Origin of the sequence: Massilimicrobiota sp. An80 (assembly GCF_002159255.1) — a bacterium.
Classification (GTDB): Bacteria; Bacillota_I; Bacilli_A; order Erysipelotrichales; family Coprobacillaceae; genus Allocoprobacillus; species Allocoprobacillus merdigallinarum.
On record NZ_NFHI01000051.1, the window covers coordinates 1 to 15,249 of the forward strand.

A 15,249-nucleotide genomic window follows, 5' to 3' on the forward strand; every position below is an offset into this window, starting at 1 on the left:
TGTACCCATGCCGAACACAGAAGTTAAGCATCACAGCGGCGAAGATAGTAGGCAACTGCGAAAATAGCACGCTGCCAGTCCATGTGAGGGAATAGTCATTCTATTCCCTTTCTTTTTTTATTTTGTATACTGAAAGAGAACTACCTTGTCTCATCTGGTGGTTCTTTTTTTGCTAAATATATTCTGATAAAGTCATAGCGATCATATCTATGGTCCAATAATCTTAATAAATTAAGTTTATTGGATTCTATGAAAAAGAAAAAAATCATGCATGATGAATGATTTTTCTGAAAAGTCTTTCTGTTATTTCATATATTAACCTTATGAGTATTCATTTAAGTTGTATAAAAGATATATTGTGTTTGTATTTTCTCTTAATCAATTGAAGATTTTTATTAGGGAAATAGCAATATTTATAATAAAATGACTAACCTTTTAATCTCTTCAAAATAGATTAAAAATTTTTTAAAAGATTAGCAAAAAGACTTGATTTAATGCGCTATTTAGTGTAAAATGCATTTGTTGTGAATGCGAAGAAGTGCGAGGTTGCTGAAACGCTGATAGCCGTTGTCATGAGCGGAGGACGTATTCAGGGAATTCGCATCGAGCAGGCCAATAAATTGGCAAGAAGGAGGAATAAGTCATGGCAAACAACAAAATTAGAATTCGTTTGAAATCATTTGATCACAAAATCTTAGATACTTCTGCTGAAAAAATTGTATCAGCTGCGAAGAAGTCAGGAGCACAAGTTGTAGGTCCTGTACCTCTACCAACTGAAAAAGAAGTTTATACAATTTTAAGAGCAGTTCACAAGTATAAAGATTCTCGTGAACAATTTGAAATCAGAACTCACAAACGTCTAATTGACATTGTGAATCCAACACCAGAAACAGTTGATGTTTTAACTCGTTTAGAATTACCAAGTGGTGTTGATATTGAAATTAAATTATAAGGAAAGGTAAAGGTGTAACTCATGAAAGGAATCTTAGGTCGTAAGATTGGAATGACTCAAGTGTTCACTACTGATGGAAAATTAATCCCAGTAACAGTTGTAGAAGCAACACCAAACGTTGTTTTACAAAAGAAAACAGTTGCTACTGACGGATATGATGCTATCCAAGTTGGTTTTGAAGACAAGAGAGAAAAATTAGCAACAAAAGCTCATAAAGGTCATGTTGCAAAAGCTGAAACAGCTCCTAAGCGCTTCATTAGAGAATTTCGTTATGACGAAATGATGAGTTATGAAGTTGGTCAAGAAATTAAAGTTGATAGCTTTGTAGCTGGTGAAGTGGTAGATGTAACAGGAACTAGCAAAGGTAAAGGTTATCAAGGTGTTATAAAAAGACATGGACAACAAAGAGGACCAATGGGACATGGTTCTGGTGCTCATAGAATCGTTGGTTCAATGGGGCCAATCGCTCCTAACAGAATCGCTCCAGGTAAAAAATTACCAGGACATATGGGACATGTAACAAGAACAGTTCAAAACTTGGAAATCGTTGCTGTTGATGTTGAAAACAATGTATTATTAATTAGTGGATCAATTCCAGGTCCTAAAAAAGGTTTAGTTGTTGTTAAATCTGCAGTAAAAGGAAACGGTAAAGTTAATCCTGCTAAAGATTTAATTGTATATGAAACTGAAAGTCCAGTGGTAGAAGAAACTACTGATGCAGTGGAAACTGCTGAATAATGAAGCGAAAGGAGGAAAACTAATGTTAAAAGTTGCAGTATATAATCAAGAAGGACAAAAAGTTAAAGATACAGAATTAAATGAATCTGTATTTGGTATTGAACCAAATAACCAAGCAATCTTTGATATGGTCTTACTACAAAGAGCTTCATGGAGACAAGGGACTCATAAAGTGAAAAACCGTACTGAAGTTAAAGGTGGAGGAAAGAAACCTTGGCGTCAAAAAGGTACAGGTAGAGCAAGACAAGGATCTATCCGTGCTCCACAATGGAGAGGTGGAGGAGTTGTATTTGGTCCTACACCAGATAGAAACTATAAATTAAAAATGAACAGAAAAGTAAGACGTTTAGCACTTAAATCTGCTTTAAGTCAAAAAGTGATCGATAGTGAATTAACTGTTTTAGATAATATCGCTATGGAAGCTCCAAAGACAAAAGCAATGATCAAAGTGTTAGAAAACTTAGAAGCTAACAGAAAAACATTAATCGTTATGGATGAAGTTGATGAAAACGTAGCTTTATCAGCAAGAAATATTCCTGGTGTTAAAGTTATTAATTCAAAAGGACTTAACGTATATGATATCTTAGATAGCACTAAGTTAGTAATGACTGAAGGAGCTATCAAAGCTGTTGAGGAGGTATTGGCATAATGGCACATATTACAGATGTTTTAAAGAAACCAGTACTTACTGAAAAATCTTTATTGTTACAACAAAACGAAAACAAATATACATTTGATGTAGATTTAACTGCTAATAAAACTGAAGTTAAAGTTGCAGTTGAAAAAATGTTTGATGTTAAAGTTGAAAGTGTAAACATTATGAATGTGAAACCTAAAACAAAAAGAATGGGTAGATACGTTGGTAAAACAAAAAGAAGAAGAAAAGCTATTGTTAAATTAAAAGAAGGATATTCAATCAATTTATTCGGTGAAGAATAATTGGAAGAACTATTGGAATGAACTCCATTCCAGATAAGAAAAATAAGGAGGAAATCAGATGCCTATTAAAGTATATAAGCCTACAACTAATGGACGTCGTAATATGACATCTTTGACTTATGAAGAAATTACAACAAATAAGCCTGAGAAATCATTAACAGTTCGTTTATCAAAAACTGGTGGGCGTAATAATCAAGGTGTCATCACTACTCGTCATCATGGTGGTGGACATAAACGTTTATATCGTATTATTGATTTTAAACGTAATAAAGATGATATTGTTGGAAAAGTTGCAACAATTGAATATGATCCAAACAGATCTGCAAATATTGCATTAATTCACTATGTAGATGGTGAAAAAAGATATATTTTAGCTCCTAAAGGATTAGAAGTTGGAATGAAAATTGTTTCTGGTGAAAATGCAGATATTATTGTTGGTAATAGCTTACCAATGGGAAATATGCCTGAAGGTACAGTTATCCACAATATTGAAATGCATCCAGGAAAAGGTGGACAAATCGCTAGATCTGCAGGTGTGTCTGCTCAAATCTTAGGTAAAGAAGGAAAATATGTAACTGTAAGATTAGCTTCTGGTGAAGTAAGAAAATTCTTAGCAGTTTGTAGAGCAACAGTTGGTGTTGTTGGAAATGAAGATCATGGATTAGTTAACATTGGTAAAGCTGGTCGTAATAGATGGAAAGGTATTAGACCTACAGTTCGTGGTTCTGTTATGAACCCTAATGATCACCCTCATGGTGGTGGTGAAGGTAGAACTTCAATCGGTCGTAAAGCACCAATGACTCCATGGGGTAAAAAAGCTCTTGGAGTTAAAACTAGAGATAGTAAAAAAGCTTCAAATAAATTAATCGTACGTCGTCGTAACGGTAAATAAGAAGGAGGGTTATAGAATATGGCAAGAAGTTTAAAAAAAGGTCCATTCGTGGATGAACACTTAATGAAAAAAGTAGAAGCATTAAATGCTGCTAACAAAAAAGAAGTCATTAAAACATGGTCAAGACGTTCTACAATCTTCCCACAATTTATTGAACATACGTTCGCAGTTTATAACGGAAGAGAACATATCCCAGTATATGTTACTGAAGATATGGTTGGACATAAATTAGGAGAATTTGCTCCTACAAGAACTTATCATGGTCATGATGCTGATGATAAAAAGTCTGGTAAATAGAAAGAGAGGAGAAAATAAACATGGAAGCAAGAGCTCAAGCTAAAATGATTCGTGTTTCACCTCAAAAAGCAAGATTAGTTGTTGACTTGGTAAGAGGGAAGCAAGTAAAAGAAGCACTTGGAATCTTAGAATTCGTTAATAAAAGTGCAACTCCTGCAATCATTAAAGTCGTTAAATCTGCTGCACAAAACGCTGTATTCAATGAAGGTGCAGAAGAAGATAAATTATACATCAAAGAAATTTATGTGGATGAAGGTCCTACATTAAAAAGATTCCGTGCAAGAGCAAAAGGAAGCGGAACTCAAATTTTAAAAAGAACAAGCCACATCACTTGTGTGGTTGCTGAAAGATAGGAGGGCAAAGTATGGGTCAAAAAGTAAGTCCAGTAGGATTACGTGTTGGTGTTAACCGTAATTGGAATTCAAGATGGTACGCTAATGATAAAGACTTTGCTTCATTATTACATGAAGATATTAAAATTCGTGAATTCTTATATGCAAAGTTAAAAGGCGCTTATGTCGCTAACATTGAAATTGAAAGATCTAAAAATCGTGTAAGCATCTATGTTCATACATCTCGTCCAGGTGTTGTTATTGGAAAAGATGGTGAAGCTGTCGATGCTTTAAGAAAAGAAGTTGCAAAAATGGTTAATGGTAAACAAGTGTTTATCAATATCGTTGAAATTAAAAATCCAGATGTTGTTGCTCAACTTGTAGCAAACAAGATTGCAGAACAATTAGAAAACCGTGCTTCATTTAGAACAGTTCAAAAAAGAGCTATTCAAGCTGCAATGAGAGCTGGTGCTAAAGGAATCAAAACAGCTGTTTCAGGACGTTTAGGTGGTGCTGATATGGCTAGAACTGAAGGTTATTCTGAAGGTGTTGTACCTCTTCATACATTAAGAGCTGACATTGATTATGCGACTGCTGAAGCTGACACAACTTATGGAAAATTAGGAGTAAAAGTTTGGATTTGTAAGGGAGAAATTCTTCCTGCAAAGAAGAAAGGGGATAAATAATCATGTTGATGCCTAAGAGAACTAAATATAGAAGACCTCATAGAATCAAATATGAAGGTAAAGCTAAAGGTGGAACTCAAGTTTCTTTTGGTGAATATGGATTACAAGCTCAAGAAGGTGCTTGGATTACTTCAAGACAAATCGAAGCAGCTCGTATTGCTATGAACCGTTATATGAAACGTGGTGGGCAAGTTTGGATTAGAATCTTCCCTCATTTAGCTAAAACAAAGAAACCTCTTGAAGTCCGTATGGGTTCAGGTAAAGGTGCTCCAGAAGAATGGGTAGCAGTTGTAAAAACAGGTCGCGTTATGTTCGAAGTTGCTGGTGTAGAAGAAGAAGTTGCAAGAGAAGCATTAAGACTTGCATCTCACAAATTACCAGTGAAATGTAAGATTATTGGAAGAGGTGAGTAATTGTGACAGTTCAAGATATTAGAAATACAGAAACTCAAGAATTACTTAACAAAGTAGAAGAGTACAAAAAAGAATTATTTGGATTAAGATTCCAACAAGCAACAGGACAATTAGAAAATACTGCTCGTATTAGAACAGTTAGAAAAAATATCGCAAGAATTAAAACAATTATTAGAGAAAGAGAATTAAACAAATAGAAGGAGTAGACTATGGAAAGAAATAATCGTAAGGTTTATACTGGAACAGTTGTTTCTACAAAAATGGATAAAACAATTACTGTTTTAGTTGAAACTCATGTAAAACACAAAAAATACGGAAAACGTGTTAAATCTTCTAAAAAGTTTAAGGCTCATGATGAAGAAAATATTGCTAGAGATGGAGATGTTGTTAAAATTATGGAAACTCGTCCATTATCAGCAACTAAACGTTTCCGTTTAGTAGAAATTGTAAAGAAAGCAGAAATTATTTAATAAGAAGAATCTGAAAGGAGGTCACTTGAATGATCCAGAATGAAAGCAGATTAAAAGTTGCTGACAATACAGGAGCAAAAGAAGTACTAGTAATTAGAAACCTTGGTGGTTCAAATAGAAAATTTAGTAACATCGGTGATGTAGTCGTAGCGACAGTAAAACAAGCGACTCCAGGTGGTACAGTTAAAAAAGGTGAAGTTGTAAAAGCTGTTATCGTAAGAACAAAATATGGTGTAAACCGTGATAATGGTTCATACATTAAATTTGATGATAATGCTTGCGTTATTATTAAAGATGATAATTCACCTAGAGGAACTCGTATCTTTGGACCGGTAGCAAGAGAGTTAAGAGATGCAGATTTCATGAAAATCGTATCATTAGCTCCTGAGGTATTATAGGAGGAAACGAGAAGATGAAATTACGTGTAGGTGATACAGTTCAAGTTATCGCTGGTAGCGATAAAGGGAAAACTGGAGAAATTATTCAAATTCTAAGAAAAGAAGATAGAGTGATTGTTGAAGGTGTGAATATGGTAACAAAACACATCAAACCTTCACAAGCTGATCCAGAAGGTGGTATTGTAACAAGAGAAGCACCTATTCATGTTTCTAATGTTGCATATTATGATTCAAAAGCAAAACAAGCTGTAAAAATCGGTTATGCTTTTGATGAAGACGGTAAAAAATATCGTATCAATAAAAAAACAGGTAAAGCATTAGATAAAACTACAAAGAAGAAAAAGTAATCGGAAGGAGGTTAAATAATGAACCGACTAAAGGAACGTTATGAAAATGAAATTGTTAAGTCATTAATGACTAAATTTAATTATAGTTCTGTAATGCAAGTTCCTGCTATGGAAAAAATTGTTATCAACATTGGTGTTGGTGATGCAGTTAGCAACTCTAAATTATTAGATGAAGCTGTTGAAGAATTAACTTTAATTTCAGGACAAAAACCAGTGATTACGAGAGCTAAAAAATCAATTGCTGGATTTAAATTACGTGAAGGAATGCCAATTGGTTGCAAAGTCACTTTACGTGGAGAAAGAATGTATGAATTCTTAGATAAATTAATCAGTATTTCTTTACCTCGTGTAAGAGATTTTAGAGGAGTACCAAAGAATTCTTTTGATGGAAGAGGAAATTACACTTTAGGTGTTAAAGAACAATTAATTTTCCCTGAAATCAATTTCGATAAAGTAAACAAAATCAGAGGAATGGATATTGTATTCGTAACAACTGCTAAAACTGATGAAGAAGGTCATGAATTATTAGCACAATTAGGAATGCCATTCCATAAATAAGGAGGACTTAATTAATGGCTAAAACATCAATGAAAGTTAAACAACAACGTCCTCAAAAATACAAAGTTCGTGAATATACAAGATGCGAACGTTGTGGACGTCCACATGCAGTAATTAAAAAATTCAAATTATGCCGTATTTGCTTCAGAGAATTAGCTTATAAAGGTGAAATTCCTGGTGTTAAAAAAGCAAGCTGGTAATCAAATCATCCAAATGGAAGGAGGACATTTCAAATGACAGATCCAATTGCAGATATGTTAACAAGAATTCGTAATGCGAATCAACAACGTCATGATGAAGTTGTGGTTCCTGCATCAAAATTAAAAGTGCAATTAGCTGAAATTTTGAAAAACGAAGGATTTATTAAAGGATATAAAGTTGAAGGTGAAGGTGTCATTAAAAACATTGTCATCACTTTAAAATATAAAGGAAACGATAGAGTTATCACTGGGTTAAAAAGAGTTTCTAAACCTGGTCTTCGTCAATATGCCAAAGTTAATGAAATTCCTAAGGTATTAAATGGTTTAGGAATCGTTGTATTATCTACTTCTCAAGGATTAATGACTGATAAAGAAGCAAGAGCTAAACAAATCGGTGGAGAAGTATTAGCATATATCTGGTAATAAAATAAGAAAACAGGAGGTGTAACTGATGTCTCGTGTAGGTAATAAGATTATCAACGTACCTGAAGGTGTAAAAGTGGAAATTGCTGCTGATAATACTGTCACAGTTACAGGTGCAAAAGGGACTTTAGTCAGACAGTTTTCACCATTGATTAATATCAATATGGATGAAAACACAATTACAGTAAGCAGAACAAGTGAACAAAAGCATGTAAAACAATTACACGGTACAACAAGAGCTTTACTTGCCAATATGATCGAAGGTGTACACAACGGTTATAAAAAAGAGTTAGAAGTTGTTGGTATTGGATACCGTGCTCAAATGCAAGGTAATAAATTAGTATTAAATGTTGGATATTCTCATCCAGTTGAAGTTGAAGGTGAAGAAGGAGTTAAAATTGAAACTCCATCTCAGACATCAATTATTGTATCAGGAATCTCTAAAGAAAGAGTTGGAGAAATTGCAGCAAGAATTAGAGCTGTGAAGAAACCTGAACCTTATAAAGGAAAAGGTATCAAATACGTTGATGAAAGAATTATTAGAAAAGAAGGTAAAACTGCTGGTAAAAAGTAGTTAATGAAATAAGGAAGGAGCTATTATCATGGCTAAAACTATGTCAAGAAACGATTTACGTAAAAAACGTCATGCAAGAGTTCGTAGAAAAATCAGTGGAACTCCTGAATGTCCTCGTTTAAATGTATTCCGTTCAAGCTCTCATATCCATGCACAAATCATTGATGATGTCAATGGAGTGACTTTGGTTGCTGCATCTTCAGTAGATATGAAATTAGCAAACGGTGGAAATGTTGAAGGTGCTACACAGGTTGGTACTGAAATTGCAAAGAGAGCTATCGCCAAAAATATTGAAAATGTAGTATTCGATCGTGGTGGATATATTTATCATGGTCGTGTGAAAGCACTAGCTGAAGCTGCTAGAGAAGCTGGATTAAAATTCTAATAGGAGGTTAAAGAATGGAACAACGTAAACCAAGAGAAAATGGACCAAGAAGAAATGGACCAAGAAAAAATGGACCAAGAAGAAATGGACCAAGAGTTGAAAAAGAATTCGAAGAACGTGTTGTCACAATTAACCGTGTAACTAAAGTTGTTAAAGGTGGACGTAAATTTCGCTTTGCTGCATTAGTAGTTATCGGTGATAAAAAAGGTCGCGTTGGATTTGGAACAGGTAAAGCTAACGAAGTACCTGATGCTATTAGAAAAGCATCTGAAGCAGCTAAAAGAAATGTTATTAATGTACCAATTATTCATGGAACAATTCCTCATGAAATCAATGGTATGTATGGATCAGGACATGTATTCTTAAGACCTGCATCTGAAGGTACTGGAATCATTGCTGGTGGACCAGTTCGTGCTGTTGTTGAATTGGCTGGATATTCAGATATTATTTCTAAATCAATTGGTTCAAGAACTCCAATCAACATGGTTCGTGCAACTGTAGAAGGTTTAAAATTATTAAAAACTGTTCAACAAGTTGCTGAATTAAGAGATAAAAAAGTTGAAGAAATTTACGGATAGGAGGAGCGTAAGAAATGGCAGAAAAAAATACAGTTATCATTACGCTTGTAAAAAGTCCAATTGGTGCTAAAAAGAATCAAAAGGATACTCTTAAAGCGTTAGGTTTAACAAAAATGCACAAATCAGTTGAAAAAGTAAATAGCGAAACGATTCAAGGTATGATTAATACTGTTAGCCACCTTGTTAAAGTTGAAGAAAGTAAGTAGGAGGTGTAAAAATGAAATTACACGAATTACAATACACTGAAGGAGCACGTAGAAATAGAAAACGTGTTGGACGTGGAACAAGCTCAGGACATGGTAAAACTTCTGGTAGAGGTCAAAAAGGTGCTGGAGCTAGAAGTGGTGGAGGAAAAAAACCTGGATTTGAAGGTGGACAAACACCATTATTCATGCGTTTACCAAAACGTGGTTTCACAAACTTCAATAGAGTTGAATATGCTATTGTTAATGTAGAAGATTTAAATAAATTTGAAGCAGGTAGTGTTGTAGATATGGCTGCTTTAAAAGAATGTGGTTTAATTAAAAAAGAATTAGATGGTTTAAAAGTTTTAGGTAATGGAAAGTTAGAAGTTGCTTTAACTGTTAAAGCAAAGAAATTCTCAAAGTCAGCCATTGCTGCAATTGAAGCTGCAGGTGGAAAAACTGAGGTGATCTAGGATGTTAAACTTTTTTAAGAATGTTTTTAAAAAAGGAGAATTACGTCGTAGAATCTTATTTACACTTGGTATGTTGTTTGTATTCCGTTTGGGTGCTGCTATTACAATTCCGTCAATTAATGCTGATGCAATTACAGCTTCAGCAGCTAATAGTGGTATCCTAGGAATTATGAACATGTTAGGTGGAGGAATGTTAGAGAGATTTTCTATATTTTCATTAGGAATTTCTCCATATATTACAGCATCTATTATTATTGAATTATTATCAATGGATGTTATTCCAGTATTAGCTCAATGGCAAAAAGAAGGAAATACTGGTAAAAAGAAAAAAGATAGAGTGACACGATATGTTACACTCGTCTTGGCTGCTATTCAAGGTGGATCATTAACATACGCATTTGATAACATGTATGGAATTCTTGGTTCATCATCATTGTGGAATTATGCTTATGTAGTTCTTGTTATGATAGCAGGAAGTATGTTGGCTATGTGGATGGGTGATCAAATCACTCAAAAGGGTGTTGGAAACGGAACATCATTATTGATTTTCACAGGTATTGTGGCAAGTTTACCAACTAACTTTATTACAACATTCAACAATTTGGTTTCATTTGATAAGGGAACACAGACAATGATTTTAGGAATTTTGTGGTATGCATTGTTTGTCATCGTATATTTAGCAATTGTTATCTTTGTAGTGTTTAACGAAGGTGCAGTTAGAAAAATACCAATTATGTATGCAACAAATTCTAATCCAACAATGAGAACAAAAGATACGACACATATGCCTATTAAGATTAATAGTTCAGGTGTATTGCCAGTTATCTTTGCTGCATCTGTATTAGCAGCTCCAAGAACAATCATTAGTTTTATGGATTCAAATAATATAACGCGAACTATTGATACCATTTTGAATTATCAGGAACCATTTGGTTTTTGCTTATATCTTCTTATGATAGTTTTATTTGCATTCTTCTATTCTAATTTACAAATTGATGCACATAAGATTAGCAATGATTTAAAGAAAAATGGTGGATCAATTCCTGGCGTAAGAACTGGTTTAGATACAGAAAAATTCATAAGTACGGTTTTAAATAGAGTAACTGTTGTCGGATCAATCTTCTTAGTTATTGTTGCGGCAATTCCTATCATAACACCAGTTATTTGGTCACAAACTTCTAATGCTGCTTTGACATTAGGAGGAACTGGATTGATTATCATTACAGGTGTTGCTCTTGAAACAACAAGACAGATTAAAACTTTAATTACTCGTAAAGAGTATCATGGATATATTAGAAAATAGTATAATAAAAGAGGTGTAGAAAAATGAACATTATTTTAATGGGGCCTCCTGGTGCTGGTAAAGGGACTCAAGCTGAAAGACTTGTTAAAAAATACGGTTTAACACAAATATCTACTGGCGATTTATTTAGAAAAGCTTTACGTGAACAAACAAAGTTTGGTGTAATTGCTAAATATTTCATGCAATTTGGGCACCTTGTACCAGACGATTATACGATTGAAATGCTTAGGGAATATTTAAGTGAAAACACTTTTGAAAATGGTTTTATCTTAGATGGATTCCCTAGAACAATAGTTCAAGCGAGAGAACTTGAAAGTATTGCGAAAGAATTTGATTTTACAATTGATGCAATTATAAATTTAGACATTCCAGTTGAAAAATTAATCACAAGATTGTCTGGTAGAAGAACTTGCAAAAATTGTGGAGCAACATTCCATGTTGAATTTAATCCACCTAAAGTTGAAGGTGTTTGTGACAAATGTGGTGGAACTTTGTATCAAAGAGAAGATGAGAGCGAAGAAGCTGTCAAAATTAGACTTGATACGTATAACAAACAAACTCGACCTTTGATTGATTATTATACAATGAAAGGTACAATCATTAATATTAACGGTGACCAACCTATGGAAGACGTCTTTAAAGACATTGAAAAAAGCTTGGAGGGTAAATAATGATTGTCACAAAAGACCAAAGAGAAATTGAGTTGATGCGTGAGGCTGGTCGCATTGTGGCACTTGTTCATAGTCACTTAAAAGAATTTATTAAACCTGGAATCACAACCATGGAAATTAATAAATTCTGTGAAAAGATTATACGTGATGCTGGTGCAACACCATCATTTTTGAACCTATATGGTTTTCCAGGAGCAGTATGTACTTCAATTAATGAAGTTGTTGTTCATGGGATTCCTGATCATAGAAAACTTAAAGATGGTGATATTATCTCAGTGGATGTAGGTGCATGTTATAAGGGCTATCATGGTGATAGTGCTTGGACATATGCTGTAGGGCAGATTAGTGATGATGCTGCTCATCTTATGAAAGTGACTGAAGAAGCACTTTATGCAGGTTTAGCACAAGTTAAACCTGGTAATCGTTTATCCGATATATCTCATGCTGTTCAAACATATCTAGAAAATCATGGATGTTCAACTCCAAGAGATTATACAGGTCATGGAATTGGCACAAAAGTTCATGAAGATCCTGCTGTTCCTAATTATGGAGCACCAGGAAAAGGACCTAGATTAAAAGAGGGAATGACTTTAGCAATAGAACCAATGGCTTATCTAGGAAGATGTGAAACTGATGTCTTAGATGATGATTGGACTGTTGTAACAAGAGATAGATCTCTCGCAGCTCATTATGAACATACTATTGTCATTACAAGTGATGGGTATGAGATTTTGACAAAACTTTAAAAGGGAGTTATAATCAATGGCAAAAAAAGATGACGTTATTGAAGTAGAAGCAACTGTCCTTGAAACATTACCTAATGCAATGTTTAAGGTTGAGTTGGAAAATGGAGCGGTTATTATGGCTCACGTTTCTGGTAAAATCCGTATGAATTACATTCGCATTTTACCGGGGGATAAAGTAACCGTAGAGATTTCTCCATATGATTTAACACGTGGGCGAATCACATTTAGACATAAGTAGAAAATCTTCCCAAAGGAGGTAAAGATTAAGATGAAAGTAAGACCATCTGTAAAACCAATATGCGATAAATGCAGAGTAATTAAACGTAAGGGTAGAGTAATGGTAATCTGTGAAAACCCTAAACATAAACAAAGACAAGGTTAATAGGAGGAGAAACAATGGCTCGTATAGCAGGTGTTGATATCCCACGTGATAAACGTGTGGTAGTTTCTTTAACTTATATCTATGGTATCGGTTTATCAACAGCTCAAAAAATTTGTGCTGCAACTGGAATCAGTGAAGATGTAAGAGTTAAAGATTTAACAGAAGAAGAAGAAGGAAAACTTAGAAAAGAAGTAGAAAATTATAAAGTTGAAGGAGATCTTCGTAGAGAAGTTGCATTAAATATTAAACGTTTAATGGAAATTGGATGCTATAGAGGAATCCGTCATCGTAAAGGACTTCCAGTACGTGGACAAAAAACAAAAACAAATGCTCGTACTCGTAAAGGTAAAGCTCGTCCAATTGCTGGTAAGAAAAAATAGGAGGTTGAACGAAAATGGCAAGAAACAATACTCGTGGTAAAAGACGTGTTAAAAAGAATATAGCAAAAGGTGTCGCACATGTACATTCAACTTTCAATAACACAATTGTTACTGTAACTGATGAACATGGGAATGTAATCACTTGGTCAAGTGCTGGAGCACTTGGTTTCAAAGGATCAAGAAAATCAACTCCATATGCTGCGCAAATGGCTGCTGAAGCTGCTGCAAAAGCATCAATGGATCATGGTATGAAAACTGTTGACGTCTGTGTTAAAGGACCAGGACCAGGACGTGAAGCTGCAGTAAGAGCTTTACAAGCTGCTGGATTAGAAGTAACTTCAATTAATGATGTTACACCAATTCCACATAATGGTTGTCGTCCACCAAAACGTCCTCGTGGATAATGAAGTAAAAAAGTAGTTATTTCTAAGTGAGGAGGGAAATAATGCAAAAGTTCGAAAAAGCAAATTTTAATGTCGCAGAATATGATGAAACAGATTTCTATGGTAAGTTTGTTATTGAACCTTTAGAAAGAGGTTTCGGAACAACTTTAGGAAATGCATTACGTAGAGTTTTGTTATCATCTATTCCTGGATGTGCAGTTCACGCAATTAAAGTTCAAGGAGCAATCCATGAATTTTCTGCAGTTGATGGTGTCGTTGAAGATGTCACTTCAATTATCTTAAACATTAAAAAATTGGTTTTTGCAATTGATGGTGATGATGATGTAACTATGGTAATTGATGTCAAGGGACCAGCTGTTGTTACTGGTGCTGACATTCAATGTCCATCAAATGTAACTATGATTTCAAACGATATGGAAATTGCCCATGTTGCTGAAGGAGCACATTTCTATATGGAAATGTATGCTCATAAAGATCGTGGTTACATGAGTGCTGATCAGAACAAAAAGATGATCAACACAATTGGTGTTATTGCAACTGATTCTATTTATTCACCAGTTGTAAAAGTAGCTTATAATGTTGAACCTACACGTGTTGGACAGAGTGCAAAATATGATCAGTTAACTTTAGAAGTTACAACTGATGGATCTATCCAACCACATGAAGCTTTAGCATTAGCTGCTAAAATTTTAGTGGAACACTTAAATATGTTTGTTGAATTAACTGATATGGCAATGAACATGGAAGTTATGAGTGAAACTGAAGAAGACACAAGTAATAAAGTATTAGATATGACTATTGAAGAATTAGACTTATCTGTACGTTCATATAATTGCTTAAAAAGAGCTGGTATTCAAACAGTTCAAGAACTCGCTTCTAAGAGTGAAGACGATATGATTAAAGTGAGAAACTTAGGTAAGAAATCACTTAAAGAAGTAAAAGAAAAATTAATCGAATTAGGTTTAGGTTTTAAACAAGTTGATTAATAATAGAATAAATATTTTGGAAGGAGCACTAATTTATGGCACACAATAGAAAATTAGGGCGTGTATCATCTCATAGAAAAGCAATGTTACGTAACTTAGCTACAGATGTTATCATGTATGGAAAAATCGAAACAACAGTAACGAGAGCAAAAGAAGTTCGTTCAATCGTTGACGAATTAATTACTTTAGGAAAACGTGGAGATTTACATGCAAGAAGACAAGCAGCACAAGTATTACAAGATGTTGTTGATCCTGCTACTGGTAAAACTGCTGTTCAAAAATTATTTGATGAAGTTGCACCAAAATATGCAGATAAAAATGGTGGATACACTCGTGTTTTAAAAACATATAATCGTAAAGGTGATAATGCACCAATGGCAGTTATTGGTTTATTCTAAAAAAGTGATGGATTCATCACTTTTTTTATATTATAGGAATTTGGTTTCGTTTGGCTGATAAATGCTTAAAGCAAATATTAACAATGAGCAAAATAAAAAGTAATGCACCAGCATTACTCTATTTTTCTGCATGCAAAAA

Annotated in this window: 30 protein-coding genes and 1 rRNA gene; all 31 read left to right on the top strand. The window is 34.1% G+C overall.

What is annotated here, in order from left to right; all coding sequences use genetic code 11:
• Positions 1–80: ribosomal RNA gene (gene rrf, locus B5G32_RS14410) — 5S ribosomal RNA — on the top strand; the annotation flags it as partial.
• A gap of 563 nt (positions 81–643) precedes the next feature.
• Positions 644–952, top strand: a complete 309-nt coding sequence (gene rpsJ, locus B5G32_RS11500) for a 30S ribosomal protein S10 (RefSeq protein WP_087245344.1) — start codon at positions 644–646, stop codon at positions 950–952.
• Positions 953–973: 21 nt separating this feature from the next.
• Complete coding sequence (gene rplC, locus B5G32_RS11505) at positions 974–1,690, top strand: 50S ribosomal protein L3 (RefSeq protein ID WP_087245346.1); 717 nt, start codon at positions 974–976, stop codon at positions 1,688–1,690.
• A 22-nt stretch (positions 1,691–1,712) separates the two neighbouring features.
• Positions 1,713–2,339 (top strand): 50S ribosomal protein L4, encoded by a 627-nt coding sequence (rplD, locus tag B5G32_RS11510; RefSeq protein ID WP_087245348.1) that lies wholly within the window; start codon positions 1,713–1,715, stop codon positions 2,337–2,339.
• The gene (rplW, locus tag B5G32_RS11515) at positions 2,339–2,629 is read left to right on the top strand and encodes a 50S ribosomal protein L23 (RefSeq protein WP_087245350.1); all 291 of its coding nucleotides are present in this window, start codon (positions 2,339–2,341) and stop codon (positions 2,627–2,629) included. Before rplD ends, rplW begins: the two co-directional genes overlap by 1 nt.
• Positions 2,630–2,687: 58 nt before the next feature.
• Positions 2,688–3,521 (top strand): 50S ribosomal protein L2, encoded by an 834-nt coding sequence (rplB, locus tag B5G32_RS11520; protein WP_087245352.1) that lies wholly within the window; start codon positions 2,688–2,690, stop codon positions 3,519–3,521.
• A gap of 18 nt (positions 3,522–3,539) precedes the next feature.
• Positions 3,540–3,818 (top strand): 30S ribosomal protein S19, encoded by a 279-nt coding sequence (gene rpsS, locus B5G32_RS11525; protein WP_087245354.1) that lies wholly within the window; start codon positions 3,540–3,542, stop codon positions 3,816–3,818.
• 20 nt (positions 3,819–3,838) lie between these two features.
• Positions 3,839–4,171: a 50S ribosomal protein L22 gene (gene rplV / locus B5G32_RS11530; RefSeq protein ID WP_087245356.1), complete on the top strand. Its 333-nt coding sequence runs from the start codon at positions 3,839–3,841 to the stop codon at positions 4,169–4,171.
• 11 nt (positions 4,172–4,182) lie between these two features.
• Entirely contained in the window at positions 4,183–4,836 is a 654-nt protein-coding gene (gene rpsC, locus B5G32_RS11535; RefSeq protein WP_087245358.1) for a 30S ribosomal protein S3, read from the top strand.
• A gap of 2 nt (positions 4,837–4,838) precedes the next feature.
• Positions 4,839–5,249 carry a 50S ribosomal protein L16 gene (gene rplP, locus B5G32_RS11540; protein WP_087245360.1) on the top strand — a complete coding sequence of 137 codons (411 nt, stop codon included), beginning with the start codon at positions 4,839–4,841 and terminating at the stop codon, positions 5,247–5,249.
• Positions 5,250–5,251: 2 nt separating this feature from the next.
• Positions 5,252–5,446, top strand: a complete 195-nt coding sequence (gene rpmC, locus B5G32_RS11545; protein WP_087245362.1) for a 50S ribosomal protein L29 — start codon at positions 5,252–5,254, stop codon at positions 5,444–5,446.
• Between the two features lie 12 nt (positions 5,447–5,458).
• Entirely contained in the window at positions 5,459–5,719 is a 261-nt protein-coding gene (gene rpsQ, locus B5G32_RS11550; protein ID WP_087245364.1) for a 30S ribosomal protein S17, read from the top strand.
• A 29-nt stretch (positions 5,720–5,748) separates the two neighbouring features.
• Positions 5,749–6,117, top strand: coding sequence for a 50S ribosomal protein L14 (gene rplN / locus B5G32_RS11555; protein WP_087245366.1), 369 nt, complete (start codon positions 5,749–5,751; stop codon positions 6,115–6,117).
• A 14-nt stretch (positions 6,118–6,131) separates the two neighbouring features.
• Entirely contained in the window at positions 6,132–6,464 is a 333-nt protein-coding gene (gene rplX, locus B5G32_RS11560; RefSeq protein WP_087245368.1) for a 50S ribosomal protein L24, read from the top strand.
• Positions 6,465–6,482: 18 nt separating this feature from the next.
• The gene (gene rplE / locus B5G32_RS11565) at positions 6,483–7,022 is read left to right on the top strand and encodes a 50S ribosomal protein L5 (RefSeq protein ID WP_087245370.1); all 540 of its coding nucleotides are present in this window, start codon (positions 6,483–6,485) and stop codon (positions 7,020–7,022) included.
• Between the two features lie 14 nt (positions 7,023–7,036).
• The gene (locus B5G32_RS11570; protein ID WP_087245372.1) at positions 7,037–7,222 is read left to right on the top strand and encodes a type Z 30S ribosomal protein S14; all 186 of its coding nucleotides are present in this window, start codon (positions 7,037–7,039) and stop codon (positions 7,220–7,222) included.
• Between the two features lie 33 nt (positions 7,223–7,255).
• Positions 7,256–7,645 (top strand): 30S ribosomal protein S8, encoded by a 390-nt coding sequence (rpsH, locus tag B5G32_RS11575; protein ID WP_087245374.1) that lies wholly within the window; start codon positions 7,256–7,258, stop codon positions 7,643–7,645.
• Between the two features lie 28 nt (positions 7,646–7,673).
• Entirely contained in the window at positions 7,674–8,219 is a 546-nt protein-coding gene (gene rplF, locus B5G32_RS11580; protein WP_087245376.1) for a 50S ribosomal protein L6, read from the top strand.
• Between the two features lie 28 nt (positions 8,220–8,247).
• Positions 8,248–8,604, top strand: coding sequence for a 50S ribosomal protein L18 (gene rplR, locus B5G32_RS11585; RefSeq protein WP_087304984.1), 357 nt, complete (start codon positions 8,248–8,250; stop codon positions 8,602–8,604).
• A gap of 14 nt (positions 8,605–8,618) precedes the next feature.
• Complete coding sequence (gene rpsE / locus B5G32_RS11590; RefSeq protein WP_087304985.1) at positions 8,619–9,182, top strand: 30S ribosomal protein S5; 564 nt, start codon at positions 8,619–8,621, stop codon at positions 9,180–9,182.
• Between the two features lie 14 nt (positions 9,183–9,196).
• Positions 9,197–9,388 (top strand): 50S ribosomal protein L30, encoded by a 192-nt coding sequence (rpmD, locus tag B5G32_RS11595; RefSeq protein WP_087245382.1) that lies wholly within the window; start codon positions 9,197–9,199, stop codon positions 9,386–9,388.
• 11 nt (positions 9,389–9,399) lie between these two features.
• A complete protein-coding gene (gene rplO, locus B5G32_RS11600) occupies positions 9,400–9,840 on the top strand; it encodes a 50S ribosomal protein L15 (RefSeq protein ID WP_087245384.1) in 441 nt (146 codons plus the stop codon).
• Between the two features lies 1 nt (position 9,841).
• On the top strand, positions 9,842–11,143 hold the full coding sequence (gene secY, locus B5G32_RS11605; protein WP_087936738.1) for a preprotein translocase subunit SecY: 1,302 nt from the start codon (positions 9,842–9,844) through the stop codon (positions 11,141–11,143).
• A 23-nt stretch (positions 11,144–11,166) separates the two neighbouring features.
• Complete coding sequence (locus B5G32_RS11610) at positions 11,167–11,814, top strand: adenylate kinase (RefSeq protein ID WP_087245388.1); 648 nt, start codon at positions 11,167–11,169, stop codon at positions 11,812–11,814.
• Positions 11,814–12,560, top strand: a complete 747-nt coding sequence (gene map, locus B5G32_RS11615; protein ID WP_087936739.1) for a type I methionyl aminopeptidase — start codon at positions 11,814–11,816, stop codon at positions 12,558–12,560. Before B5G32_RS11610 ends, map begins: the two co-directional genes overlap by 1 nt.
• 16 nt (positions 12,561–12,576) lie before the next feature.
• Entirely contained in the window at positions 12,577–12,798 is a 222-nt protein-coding gene (gene infA, locus B5G32_RS11620; protein WP_087245392.1) for a translation initiation factor IF-1, read from the top strand.
• A 30-nt stretch (positions 12,799–12,828) separates the two neighbouring features.
• On the top strand, positions 12,829–12,942 hold the full coding sequence (rpmJ, locus tag B5G32_RS11625) for a 50S ribosomal protein L36 (protein ID WP_006505646.1): 114 nt from the start codon (positions 12,829–12,831) through the stop codon (positions 12,940–12,942).
• A gap of 14 nt (positions 12,943–12,956) precedes the next feature.
• The gene (gene rpsM / locus B5G32_RS11630; RefSeq protein WP_087245394.1) at positions 12,957–13,322 is read left to right on the top strand and encodes a 30S ribosomal protein S13; all 366 of its coding nucleotides are present in this window, start codon (positions 12,957–12,959) and stop codon (positions 13,320–13,322) included.
• Positions 13,323–13,336: 14 nt separating this feature from the next.
• The gene (gene rpsK, locus B5G32_RS11635; RefSeq protein WP_087245396.1) at positions 13,337–13,726 is read left to right on the top strand and encodes a 30S ribosomal protein S11; all 390 of its coding nucleotides are present in this window, start codon (positions 13,337–13,339) and stop codon (positions 13,724–13,726) included.
• Positions 13,727–13,767: 41 nt separating this feature from the next.
• Positions 13,768–14,712, top strand: a complete 945-nt coding sequence (locus B5G32_RS11640; protein WP_087245398.1) for a DNA-directed RNA polymerase subunit alpha — start codon at positions 13,768–13,770, stop codon at positions 14,710–14,712.
• Between the two features lie 35 nt (positions 14,713–14,747).
• Complete coding sequence (gene rplQ, locus B5G32_RS11645; protein ID WP_087245400.1) at positions 14,748–15,110, top strand: 50S ribosomal protein L17; 363 nt, start codon at positions 14,748–14,750, stop codon at positions 15,108–15,110.
• The last annotated feature ends 139 nt before the right edge of the window (positions 15,111–15,249 follow it).

Coding starts and splice junctions, on each gene's coding strand:
- rpsJ (WP_087245344.1), top strand. CDS start 644: ATGGCAAACAACAAAATTAGAATTCGTTTGAAATCATTTGATCACAAA.
- rplO (WP_087245384.1), top strand. CDS start 9,400: ATGAAATTACACGAATTACAATACACTGAAGGAGCACGTAGAAATAGA.
- B5G32_RS11610 (WP_087245388.1), top strand. CDS start 11,167: ATGAACATTATTTTAATGGGGCCTCCTGGTGCTGGTAAAGGGACTCAA.
- rpsE (WP_087304985.1), top strand. CDS start 8,619: ATGGAACAACGTAAACCAAGAGAAAATGGACCAAGAAGAAATGGACCA.
- rpmJ (WP_006505646.1), top strand. CDS start 12,829: ATGAAAGTAAGACCATCTGTAAAACCAATATGCGATAAATGCAGAGTA.
- infA (WP_087245392.1), top strand. CDS start 12,577: ATGGCAAAAAAAGATGACGTTATTGAAGTAGAAGCAACTGTCCTTGAA.
- rpmD (WP_087245382.1), top strand. CDS start 9,197: ATGGCAGAAAAAAATACAGTTATCATTACGCTTGTAAAAAGTCCAATT.
- rpsK (WP_087245396.1), top strand. CDS start 13,337: ATGGCAAGAAACAATACTCGTGGTAAAAGACGTGTTAAAAAGAATATA.
- rplX (WP_087245368.1), top strand. CDS start 6,132: ATGAAATTACGTGTAGGTGATACAGTTCAAGTTATCGCTGGTAGCGAT.
- rpsM (WP_087245394.1), top strand. CDS start 12,957: ATGGCTCGTATAGCAGGTGTTGATATCCCACGTGATAAACGTGTGGTA.
- B5G32_RS11570 (WP_087245372.1), top strand. CDS start 7,037: ATGGCTAAAACATCAATGAAAGTTAAACAACAACGTCCTCAAAAATAC.
- rplW (WP_087245350.1), top strand. CDS start 2,339: ATGGCACATATTACAGATGTTTTAAAGAAACCAGTACTTACTGAAAAA.
- rplC (WP_087245346.1), top strand. CDS start 974: ATGAAAGGAATCTTAGGTCGTAAGATTGGAATGACTCAAGTGTTCACT.
- rplE (WP_087245370.1), top strand. CDS start 6,483: ATGAACCGACTAAAGGAACGTTATGAAAATGAAATTGTTAAGTCATTA.
- rplQ (WP_087245400.1), top strand. CDS start 14,748: ATGGCACACAATAGAAAATTAGGGCGTGTATCATCTCATAGAAAAGCA.
- rplF (WP_087245376.1), top strand. CDS start 7,674: ATGTCTCGTGTAGGTAATAAGATTATCAACGTACCTGAAGGTGTAAAA.
- secY (WP_087936738.1), top strand. CDS start 9,842: ATGTTAAACTTTTTTAAGAATGTTTTTAAAAAAGGAGAATTACGTCGT.
- B5G32_RS11640 (WP_087245398.1), top strand. CDS start 13,768: ATGCAAAAGTTCGAAAAAGCAAATTTTAATGTCGCAGAATATGATGAA.
- rplV (WP_087245356.1), top strand. CDS start 3,839: ATGGAAGCAAGAGCTCAAGCTAAAATGATTCGTGTTTCACCTCAAAAA.
- rplR (WP_087304984.1), top strand. CDS start 8,248: ATGGCTAAAACTATGTCAAGAAACGATTTACGTAAAAAACGTCATGCA.
- map (WP_087936739.1), top strand. CDS start 11,814: ATGATTGTCACAAAAGACCAAAGAGAAATTGAGTTGATGCGTGAGGCT.
- rplB (WP_087245352.1), top strand. CDS start 2,688: ATGCCTATTAAAGTATATAAGCCTACAACTAATGGACGTCGTAATATG.
- rpsS (WP_087245354.1), top strand. CDS start 3,540: ATGGCAAGAAGTTTAAAAAAAGGTCCATTCGTGGATGAACACTTAATG.
- rpsQ (WP_087245364.1), top strand. CDS start 5,459: ATGGAAAGAAATAATCGTAAGGTTTATACTGGAACAGTTGTTTCTACA.
- rplN (WP_087245366.1), top strand. CDS start 5,749: ATGATCCAGAATGAAAGCAGATTAAAAGTTGCTGACAATACAGGAGCA.
- rplP (WP_087245360.1), top strand. CDS start 4,839: ATGTTGATGCCTAAGAGAACTAAATATAGAAGACCTCATAGAATCAAA.
- rpsH (WP_087245374.1), top strand. CDS start 7,256: ATGACAGATCCAATTGCAGATATGTTAACAAGAATTCGTAATGCGAAT.
- rplD (WP_087245348.1), top strand. CDS start 1,713: ATGTTAAAAGTTGCAGTATATAATCAAGAAGGACAAAAAGTTAAAGAT.
- rpsC (WP_087245358.1), top strand. CDS start 4,183: ATGGGTCAAAAAGTAAGTCCAGTAGGATTACGTGTTGGTGTTAACCGT.